The sequence below is a fragment of the Vibrio sp. D173a genome (assembly GCF_030248475.1).
Genome location: NZ_JAHGAH010001659.1, coordinates 1 through 550 on the forward strand (window position 1 = coordinate 1; position 550 = coordinate 550).

The 550-nt window shown below is 47.8% G+C and carries 1 pseudogene; it reads left to right on the top strand.

Annotated features, from left to right (window positions below):
- Window positions 1-550: pseudogene (locus KIV40_RS35395) on the top strand (helicase-related protein); the annotation flags it as partial.

Here is a 550-nt window from a genome sequence, read left to right on the forward strand (position 1 = left end):
CCTTGATACTGGATGAAGCTGATCGCCTTTTGGACATGGGATTCTGGCCAGATGTTCAAGCGGTCAAAAAGTCACTACCCGCTAAGCATCAAACATTATTTTTCTCTGCGACACTGCCGAAAGAGTTAGAACAGCAAACCGATGATCTGTTGTTCAAACCAGTCAAGGTAACCGTCCACCCAGAAAACAGCGTCGCTGAAAACATTGTATCTGGTGAACAAAGGCAGTAAGCCGCAAGCGCTGATCAGCCTGTTGCAGCAAAACCTTAGCACTCAGACGCTCGTTTTTATCGGAGCAAAGGATAATGCCGACGCCCTAACCAAACGACTAAAGAAAGCCAAACTGAGCGTTGAGGCTCTACACGGAAATAAAAGCCAAGAAGAGCGTAACCAGATCCTTGACGATTTTAAGCAGGGGCGCATTGAAACACTGATCGCCACTGATGTGATGGCGCGTGGCATCCATATTGATGCATTACCACTGGTGATTAACTTTGAACTCCCAATGCACTCTGCAAGCTATGTGCATCGAGTGGGTCGTACTGCCCGTG